The sequence below is a fragment of the Streptomyces sp. NPDC046122 genome (genome assembly GCF_056429965.1).
The window spans coordinates 253,056-261,414 of sequence record NZ_JBWKLQ010000007.1; the positions used below are offsets into that span (position 1 = coordinate 253,056).

Sequence of the window (8,359 nt, forward strand, 5' to 3'; positions counted from 1 at the left end):
GCAGACTAACCGGTCGGTATGGAGCAGTGGAAGGGGCGGAACACCGCCGACCCGCCCTGCCCGGCTCGTTCCGCGCGGCCGCATCCCGCGCTAGCGTGCGTGGCCATGACAGAACACCGCGATCACGGAGGTACTGGGATGAGCCTGTCCAGACGCGGGTTGCTGGCCGCCACCGGGGCGGCGGGGGCCGCCGGGGCACTCGGCGCCGCCTCGCCGGCCGCCGCCGGGGGCGGCCACGGGCGGTTCCGGGTGCGTACCGGCTTCGACCGGCTGGCCGCAGACGGCTACGCACCGCTCGCGGGCCAGAAGGTCGGGATCGTCACGAACCCGACGGGCGTCACCTCGGACGTACGGCACGTCGTGGACGTCATGCACGCCGACGACCGGGTGGACCTCACCGCCGTCTTCGGGCCCGAGCACGGCTTCCGGGGAACCGCCCAGGCGGGCGGCTCGGAGGGGCGCCACGACGATCCGGCGACGGGGCTGCCGGTGTACGACACGTATCTGAAGAGCGGGCAGCCGCTCGCCGACATCTTCACGGCGTCGGGCGTGGACACGGTGGTGTTCGACATCCAGGACGCGGGCGCGCGGTTCTACACGTACATCTGGACGCTGTACGACTGCATGGCGGCGGCCGTGCTCGCGGGCAAGCGGTTCGTGGTGCTCGACCGGCCCAACCCGGTGACGGGCCGCGCGGCCCTCGGGCCCGTCCTGGACCGGGCGTTCGCGACGTTCGTGGGGCGCGAGCCGATCGCTCAGGCCCACGGGATGACGGTCTGCGAGCTGGCGCGGCTGTTCAACGGCGAGTTCCTGAAGCGGCCGGTGGAGCTGGAGACGGTGAAGATGTCGGGCTGGCGGCGCGGCGACTTCTTCGACACGACCGGACTGCCGTGGGTGCCGCCGAGCCCCAACATGCCGACGCCCGACACCGCGCTGGTGTACGCCGGCACCTGCCTGTTCGAGGGCACCAACCTGTCGGAGGGGCGGGGCACGACCCGGCCGTTCGAACTGCTGGGCGCGGAGGGAGTCGACCGCCGGTGGGCGGAGACGGCGAATGCGGCGGGACTGCCCGGCGTGCACTTCCGGGAGGCGTACTTCGCGCCGACGTTCTCCAAGTTCCAGGGGAAGACGATCGGCGGCGTACAGCTGCACGTGCACGACCGGGAGGTGTACGACCCGGTGCGCACCGGCATCGCGCTGCTCGTCACGGCGAAGCGGAGCTGGAGCGGCTTCGCCTGGCGGGCCGACAACTGGATCGACAGGCTGACGGGCAACACCCGGGTCCGCACGATGATCGACGCGGGGGCGGGCACGGGCGAGGTGGTGGACGCCTGGCGCTCGGACCTGGCGGCGTTCCGCTCCGTGCGCCGGGAGTATCTCCTGTACCGCTGAGGGGGATCACGGGCGTACCGCCGAGGGCGGTTTGCCGGCGCCGCCCACGGGCAGGGGCGAGTCGTCCTGACGGGGTGTATGGCCAGTCCTGGGGTCCGGCGGGATGCCGAGTCGGCGAGCAGGCCCGATTCGGACCCGAGGGGTGCGCCATGTCGGATGTGGGTGTGGAGCCGTACCGTGAGATCACCTTCGACGCGGACGGCGATGTGAACACGCGTCAGCGCGACCGGCCGGCGGATCTCGACGTCACCGACCTGGTGATGTTCGCGCACGGCTGGAACAGTGACCGCTCGGTCGCGACCCGGATGTACGACCGCTTCTACGCCCCGTTCCCCGGCCAGCTCGCCGCGCTCGTCCCTGGTCGTCCGTATCCGGTCGACCTGGGCCTGGAGGTCTTCCTCGGTGTACGGGGCCTGCGGCCAGACTGCTGCTCCAGGCCCTGGTTGGCGAGGGCGCCGCCCGCGAAGGAGGTCAGTTCGCCGCGGCCGATGTGCCGGAAGAGGTCCATCAGCCAGAGCTGGTCCTCGCCGGCCGCGTAACCGACGCCGCGTCGTCGAAGAAGCCGGTCAGCTTGTCGTCGGTGAGGCCCTGGTGGCCCGCGACCAGGGCGTCGTACCGGGCGATCTGGTCGGAGCTGTGCGCCGGGCGGGTGCCGAGGACGCGGTGGGCGAGAATCTCGGCCAGAGTTGCGTTGCCGTTCTGACCGGGCGGCAGGATGTCGTCGCACCGTCCCGCGCAGTGGTCCGTCACGGACGCGGGCTCCTGTGCCGCCGCCCGTCCGGTGTCGGCCGTGGCCCGGGGCAGGGGGGACAGCAGGCCCGCGGCGAGGGTGATCACGGCTGCTGCCAGGGCTGTTCTGTGCTGTGCGGGACCGGTACGTCGTCGTCGCATGCGTGCTCCTCGGGGGGCGGCAGGTGCGACGGACGTCACTGGCGGTGTGCGCCCGTCCGAAGGCGAGGAAGCGTCACCTTTTCGAAATCCCCCCACTGATGCCGGCCATTCGATTTTCGATGGCACCGATCGGGGCACCCGTACGTCCACTCTGTGACGCCGAAGTACAAGCGACGGAGGTGACAAGCGCGATGGCCGGTTTCCGGAGTCTCGCGAGACAAGTACGCGACCCGCGGTGCGACTTGGCGTTGCGGCGGTACTCGCTGCGCAAATGCCTTGAACGGTTTGCCCCTTATGGGCACCGGGCCACCTGGGACCATCTGTGTTCGAGGCACCTGATCGAACCCGAGGACAGGGCCCCTGATCCGGCGCGGCTGGTGGCCGCGCTCGAAGAACTGGAGGAGGCGCGGGCCGTCTGGCTCGCCTACGAGGTGGAGTTCGCCCGGCGGCGCAAGCGCGAGAAGCACGACGGGCTGCGGCGTCCCGGCTCCTTCGACGACTGGCACCGCCGGACCTGGGGCGGGTGCGGAGTGGCCTGGTGCGACGATCCCGCCGTTCATCCGGTGGCGCCGCTCGGCGACGTACTGCGCCGGCTGATCTCCGCCCTGGAGTCCGAGCCGGGGGACCACTGCCCGGTGTGCGCGGACAGCCGGATCGTCTGGCGGCAGGGACTGGCGCACGATCCCTGGTACGGGCCGGTCTGCACGGGCTGCGGCATCCTGGTGCCGCAGCCCGTCCTGACGTCCGAGGCGCTGGCGGAGTCCAAGCGGGTGCGGCGCAGGGAGCTGGCATCGGTGGCGTGAGCGCGCGCGGGCGCGGCGCTCCCCCGACTGCCGCGCCCCCGTGCCGCCCGTACCGCCGCCGGGGCCCGCCGCGCGGGCCGCCCGTCCGTCAGGGCCGGCTGCCGCCCTCGGAGGCGCACTCCGGCTCCGGAGCGGGCTCGGCCGGGACGGCCCGCGCGCTGCGGCGTTCCGCGTACAGCCGCGAGCCGGTGATGCGTTCGCCGAAGACGTCGTCCGGGTTGGACAGTACGCACGACTCCAGCGACAGGCAGCCGCAGCCGATGCAGTCGGTGAGGTGGTCGCGGAGCCTGCCGAGCTGCTTGATGCGCTCGTCCAGTTCGGAGCGCCAGGCCCGGGAGAGCCGGGCCCAGTCCTCGTGGTTCGGCGTGCGCTCCTCCGGGAGCTCCGACAGGGCTTCCCGGATCGTGGCGAGCGGGATGCCGACGCGCTGGGCGGCGCGCACGAACGCGACGCGGCGCAGGGCGTCACGGCTGTAGCGTCGCTGGTTGCCGGCCGTCCTGCGGCTCGTGATCAGGCCCTTGGACTCGTAGAAGTGCAGGGCCGACACGGCGGCGCCGCTGCGTGCGGACAGCTGGCCGACCGTGAGCTCGTGGATCTTCTCTGGTATCTGAGGCACTTCCCGAACCCTACCGGGACTCCGTTGACAGAACCCGGCCGCCGAACCATGCTGAGCAAGCGCTTAGACACATGGTCGGAACGCGATGGTGCAGCCGTATGGAGAGGCAGGGGCCGGGACATGGCAGAGCCGAGGATCTTCACGTCCGCCGAGGAACTGCGCGCCGGGGTCGGCGAGCAGCTGGGGCACAGCGAGTGGCTGGAGGTCGACCAGAAGCGGATCGACCTGTTCGCCGAGGCGACGGGTGACCACCAGTGGATCCACGTGGACCCGGAGAAGGCCGCGGCGGGCCCCTTCGGCACGACGATCGCGCACGGGTACCTGACGCTGTCGCTGCTGCCGGCCCTGGTGCCCCAGATCATGCGGGTCGAGGGCATGAAGATGGGCATCAACTACGGCAGCAACAAGGTCCGCTTCCCCTCCCCCGTGCCCGTCGGCTCGCGGGTGCGGGCGACGGCCGTGCTCACGGACGTCACGGAGGCGGGCGGCGGCGTGCAGGTCACGGCCGTCGTCACCGTCGAGCGCGAGGGCGGCGACAAGCCCGCGTGCGTGGCGGAGTCGGTGTCCCGCTACTACTTCTGAGCGGCGGCGCGACCGTCCCGCTCCGGCTTCCGGGCGGTACGGGCCGCGCCCCCGCTCCTACTTCTGCGCGGTGACCATCCGCAGGACGAGGTCGGCGTACAGCTCGCCGACCTCGTCGGGCGTCCTGCGCCCCTGCGCGTTGAACCAGCGCGCCACGTCGATGCACAGCGACAGCACGGCCAGCGTGGTGCCGGGGACGTCCGGCACGTCGAACTCCCCGGCCTTCACGCCCTCGTACAGGATGCGGCGCACCGCCGCGTCGCTGCGCCGCCGCAGCTCGATGATCTCGGCGCGGTGCTCGTCGCTGAGCGCGTCGAGTTCGTACTGGACGACGCGCGCGGTGGTGTGCCGCTCCGCGTGCCAGCGGACGAAGGAGCGTACGGCGCCGTCCAGCCGCTCGGCGGCCGTGCCCGGACCCTCCGCCGCGGCCTGGAGGATGTCCAGGGCCTTGTCGTGGCCGATGCGGCTGATCCGGTGGAGCAGCTCTTCCTTCGTCTTGTAGTGGATGTAGAGCGCCGCCGGACTCATCCCCGCGCGTCCCGCGATGTCACGGGTCGTCGTCGCGTGGTAACCGCGCTCGGCGAACGCCTCGACCGCCGCGAGCAGCAGTTTCCTGGCCGCCTCGGGGGTGACCTCGCTCCACGGCTTGGCCGTGTCGTCGCGTGGCTCGGCCGTTTCCTCCGCCGCACTCATGACTCGCCCCTTCCGTCCGACAGGAACGAACACCATACCCCGAAGGTGAGCAAGCGCTTAGGGCGCGCTCAGAGCTTCTGGAACGGGTCGTGCTCGGCGAGGAGCTTCTCCAGGCGTGCCTGGTCGACGCGGCTGACGATCTGCCCCGCCTCCTGCCGGTCCCGGATCACCTTGGCGAGGGTGAAGGCGGAGGTCACCAGGTACAGGACGCCGATGGCGAGGAAGGCCCGCACCCACGGGTCGGCGTCCATGTAGAGGATCCCGAGGGCCACCGCGGCCAGGGCCGCCACGAAGGCGGCCACCGCCTGCCCGTAGTAGGCCGTGGTGTTCTGCTGCTTGACCGGTGCGTCGCTCATGACCGACAGCATGGCCGGACGGGGCCCGGGCCACATCCGCTCGCGTACTCACCTCACGTACTCAGCCGGCGGACCGGTCCGCCCGCGAGGAACGCGGCGATGTCCTCCACCGGCTGCCCGGACCCCAGCGGTCCGCCGTGCTCCGGGACGGCGGGGTCAGAAGGCGGAGACCCCGGTGAGGGCGCGGCCGATGACGAGCTTCTGGATCTGGCTGGTGCCCTCGTACAGCGTCATCACGCGTGCGTCGCGCAGCAGTTTGCCCGCCGGGTACTCGTCGATGTAGCCGTACCCGCCGAAGACCTGGAGCGCGTTGTTCGCGGCCCGCACGGCGGCCTCGGAGGCGAAGAGCTTCGCCTTGGACGCCTCGGTGACGAAGGGCTGCCCGCGGTCGATCAGATCGGCGACGCGCCAGGTCAGCAGCCGGGCGGCGTCCACGTCGACCGCGATGTCGGTGATCAGCTCCTGGACGAGCTGGTGGTGCGCGATGGCCCTGCCGAACTGCTCGCGCTCGGTGGCGTACCGCACCGCCGAGTCCAGGGCCGCCTGCGCGATGCCGACGCAGCCCGCCGCGACCGACATGCGGCCCTTGGCGAGAGCGGACATGGCGACGGAGAAGCCCTTGCCCTCGGGCGCCAGCATCGCCGAGGCGGGCACCCGTACGTCCTGCAGGGTCAGCTCCGCGGTGGCCTGGCCGCGCAGTCCGAGCTTGCCGTGGATCTCGCGGCGGGTCAGGCCGGGGGTGTCGGTGGGCACCAGGAAGGCGGACACGCCCTTGTGGCCCGGCGCGTCGGTCGAGCGGGCGAAGAGCAGCACGACGTCGGCCCAGGTGCCGTTGGTGATGAACATCTTGGAGCCGTTGACGACGTACTCGTCCCCGTCGCGCACGGCGCGGGTCGTGAGGCTTCCCGCGTCGGAACCCGTGCCCGGCTCGGTGAGCCCGAAGCAGCCGACCAGGTCGCCCGAGGTGAGGCCGGGCAGCCACCGCCGCTTCTGCTCCTCCGTGCCCCAGTGCGCGACGGTCTTGGCGACCAGGCCGAGCGAGACGGAGACGATTCCGCGCACCGAGGAGTCCCCGCGGCCGAGTTCCTCGGTGACGAGGCAGTACGCGAGGTGGTCGCCGCCGGAACCGCCGTACTCCTCGGGGATCGTCAGGCCGAGGAAGCCGAGGGCGCCGAGTTTCTTCACGATCGCGCGGTCGACGCTCTCCGCCCGGTCCCACTCGACGGCGTACGGAGCGATCTCGCGGTCGCTGAAGTCCCTGGCGAGCTGCCGTACGGCGGTCTGCTCCTCGCTGAGTTCCAGATCCATCTCCGGCACCCCACTTTTAATTAGCAGTGCTAGTTTCTTGTTGACGGGCCTACTATGTGCCGCATGGCCCGACCGCGCAAGCCCCTTCTCAGCCGTGACCGCATCGTCCTTGCGGCGAGCGCGCTCGTGGACGCCGAGGGGCTCGACGCGGTCTCCACGCGCCGGCTCGCGGCCGAGCTCGGGGTCAGCGGGCCGTCCCTCTACAACCACTTCCGCAACAAGGACGAGATCCTCGACGCGGTCGCCGACGGGGTGAGCGCCAAGGTCGACCTGTCGATGTTCGACCCGGCGGACGGCCGCGACTGGCGCACGGCCCTGCACGACTACGCGCTCTCCTACCGCGCGGCGCTCACTGAGCACCCCAACGTCGTACCGGTGCTGGCGCGGGGCCCGGGGCGCCGCCCGGCCGGACTGCGGGTGGCCGACGCCGTGTTCGGGGCGATGGTCAGGGCGGGGTGGCCGCCCGCCCAGGCGACCCACATCGGCGCGCTGATGCGGTACTTCATCACCGGCTCGGCACTCGGCTCGTTCGCCGGCGGCTTCGTCGACGACGAGACTGCGTACGATCCGGCGGACTATCCGCACCTGGGCCAGGCGCATCTCCTCGCGGAGCGCCGGCAGCAGGTCGACGAGGGCGCGTTCGAGACAGGGCTGCGGGCGCTGATCGACGGCCTGGCGCTGCAGTACGCGCACGTGAGGACGAGCGGCTGAGGGCGGCCCGGCCGACGCCGGGGGGGCGCTGACGCCTCCTGGCACGATGGCACACGAGGAGCCCCGTCCCCTCGGGCCGCCTCCCTTGCTCGACGCCCTTCTGGAGGAGACCGCCTCGTGAACCAGGACCGCTACGACGCGTTCCGCGCCCTGCACCACCGCCCCGGCGTGCCGCTCGTCCTCCCCAACGCCTGGGACCACGCGTCCGCCGCCGCACTCGCCGAGGCCGGGTTCGCCGCGATCGGGACCACCAGCCTGGGCGTGGCGTCGACCGCCGGCAAGCCGGACGCGACCGGCGCGGCACGTGAGGAGACGCTTCACCTCGGGCGCCGGCTCGCGCGGCTGCCGGTCCCGGTCACCGTGGACATCGAGGGCGGCTTCGGCGCCGGCCCGGACGGTGTCGCGGCGCTGGCCGCCGATCTCGTACGGGCGGGGGTGGCAGGGGTGAACATCGAGGACGGCCGCCCGGACGGGACGCTGGCGCCGCTCGGTTTCCAGCGGGAACTGATCGCCGCCGTGAAGGAAGCGGCGCCGACCCTGTTCGTCAACGCGCGCACGGACACGTACTGGCTGCCGGACCGGGCGGGCGAGACCGGGCGGCGGCTGTCGGCCTACCGGGAGGCGGGCGCGGACGGCCTGTTCGTCCCCGGGCTCCAGGACGAGCCGGTCATCGCCGCCCTGGTCGCCGAGCACGGGACACCGCTCAACATCCTGTACGCGCCGGGGCGGTTGCCGGTCGCCCGTCTCGCGGAGCTGGGGGTGGCGAGGGTCAGCACGGGGTCGCTGCTGTTCCGGGCGGCCGTACGGCACGCGGTGGACGTGGCGGGGGCGGTGGCCCGGGGCGAGGCGGACGCGCCGGGCGTACCGGCGTACGCGACGGCGGACGCGTGGTCGCAGGCGTACGGCGGCTAGCGCCCGTACGCGCCCCGGCGGGGGGGGGGGGGGGGGGGGGGGGGGAGGGAACCCCCCCCCCCCCCCCCCCCCCCCCCACCCCCCCCCCCCCCCCC

9 protein-coding genes and 1 pseudogene are annotated in these 8,359 nt (G+C 72.5%); 5 read left to right on the plus strand and 5 right to left on the minus strand.

All coding sequences use genetic code 11. From position 1 onward, the window contains the following. Positions 1-138: 138 nt before the first annotated feature. Positions 139-1,392: an exo-beta-N-acetylmuramidase NamZ family protein gene (locus tag AC07FK_RS20950; protein WP_479106408.1), complete on the plus strand. Its 1,254-nt coding sequence runs from the start codon at positions 139-141 to the stop codon at positions 1,390-1,392. A gap of 335 nt (positions 1,393-1,727) precedes the next feature. Here the strand turns inward: AC07FK_RS20950 and AC07FK_RS20955 are convergent. Further along, positions 1,728-2,283 (minus strand): annotated as a pseudogene (locus tag AC07FK_RS20955) (penicillin acylase family protein); the annotation flags it as partial. Between the two features lie 191 nt (positions 2,284-2,474). On the opposite strand from AC07FK_RS20955, the gene AC07FK_RS20960 reads away from it, so the two are divergent. Next, positions 2,475-3,086, plus strand: coding sequence for a hypothetical protein (locus AC07FK_RS20960; RefSeq protein ID WP_479106410.1), 612 nt, complete (start codon positions 2,475-2,477; stop codon positions 3,084-3,086). Between the two features lie 88 nt (positions 3,087-3,174). On the opposite strand, the gene soxR is transcribed toward AC07FK_RS20960, so the two are convergent. Beyond that, complete coding sequence (gene soxR, locus AC07FK_RS20965; protein ID WP_479106411.1) at positions 3,175-3,702, minus strand: redox-sensitive transcriptional activator SoxR; 528 nt, start codon at positions 3,700-3,702, stop codon at positions 3,175-3,177. A 120-nt stretch (positions 3,703-3,822) separates the two neighbouring features. Between soxR and AC07FK_RS20970 the strand changes: the two genes are divergently transcribed. Continuing rightward, positions 3,823-4,284 (plus strand): MaoC family dehydratase, encoded by a 462-nt coding sequence (locus tag AC07FK_RS20970; RefSeq protein ID WP_479106412.1) that lies wholly within the window; start codon positions 3,823-3,825, stop codon positions 4,282-4,284. A 57-nt stretch (positions 4,285-4,341) separates the two neighbouring features. Here the strand turns inward: AC07FK_RS20970 and AC07FK_RS20975 are convergent, their stop codons facing one another. The 3 genes from AC07FK_RS20975 to AC07FK_RS20985 form a co-directional block, all read right to left on the minus strand. Beyond that, the gene (locus AC07FK_RS20975; protein WP_479106413.1) at positions 4,342-4,977 is read right to left on the minus strand and encodes a TetR/AcrR family transcriptional regulator; all 636 of its coding nucleotides are present in this window, start codon (positions 4,975-4,977) and stop codon (positions 4,342-4,344) included. A 68-nt stretch (positions 4,978-5,045) separates the two neighbouring features. After that, on the minus strand, positions 5,046-5,333 hold the full coding sequence (locus AC07FK_RS20980) for a YiaA/YiaB family inner membrane protein (RefSeq protein WP_479106414.1): 288 nt from the start codon (positions 5,331-5,333) through the stop codon (positions 5,046-5,048). Between the two features lie 156 nt (positions 5,334-5,489). Further along, positions 5,490-6,641 carry an acyl-CoA dehydrogenase family protein gene (locus AC07FK_RS20985; RefSeq protein WP_479106415.1) on the minus strand — a complete coding sequence of 384 codons (1,152 nt, stop codon included), beginning with the start codon at positions 6,639-6,641 and terminating at the stop codon, positions 5,490-5,492. Positions 6,642-6,704: 63 nt separating this feature from the next. Between AC07FK_RS20985 and AC07FK_RS20990 the strand changes: the two genes are divergently transcribed. Both AC07FK_RS20990 and AC07FK_RS20995 read left to right on the plus strand, forming a co-directional pair. Next, entirely contained in the window at positions 6,705-7,352 is a 648-nt protein-coding gene (locus tag AC07FK_RS20990) for a TetR/AcrR family transcriptional regulator (protein WP_479106416.1), read from the plus strand. A 117-nt stretch (positions 7,353-7,469) separates the two neighbouring features. Further along, positions 7,470-8,264: an isocitrate lyase/PEP mutase family protein gene (locus AC07FK_RS20995; protein WP_479106417.1), complete on the plus strand. Its 795-nt coding sequence runs from the start codon at positions 7,470-7,472 to the stop codon at positions 8,262-8,264. The last annotated feature ends 95 nt before the right edge of the window (positions 8,265-8,359 follow it).

Excerpts from the sequence above, each read along its gene's own strand:
- AC07FK_RS20980 (WP_479106414.1), bottom strand. The coding sequence starts at position 5,333 with ATGAGCGACGCACCGGTCAAGCAGCAGAACACCACGGCCTACTACGGG.
- AC07FK_RS20960 (WP_479106410.1), top strand. The coding sequence starts at position 2,475 with ATGGCCGGTTTCCGGAGTCTCGCGAGACAAGTACGCGACCCGCGGTGC.
- AC07FK_RS20950 (WP_479106408.1), top strand. The coding sequence starts at position 139 with ATGAGCCTGTCCAGACGCGGGTTGCTGGCCGCCACCGGGGCGGCGGGG.
- AC07FK_RS20985 (WP_479106415.1), bottom strand. The coding sequence starts at position 6,641 with ATGGATCTGGAACTCAGCGAGGAGCAGACCGCCGTACGGCAGCTCGCC.
- AC07FK_RS20975 (WP_479106413.1), bottom strand. The coding sequence starts at position 4,977 with ATGAGTGCGGCGGAGGAAACGGCCGAGCCACGCGACGACACGGCCAAG.
- AC07FK_RS20990 (WP_479106416.1), top strand. The coding sequence starts at position 6,705 with ATGGCCCGACCGCGCAAGCCCCTTCTCAGCCGTGACCGCATCGTCCTT.
- AC07FK_RS20970 (WP_479106412.1), top strand. The coding sequence starts at position 3,823 with ATGGCAGAGCCGAGGATCTTCACGTCCGCCGAGGAACTGCGCGCCGGG.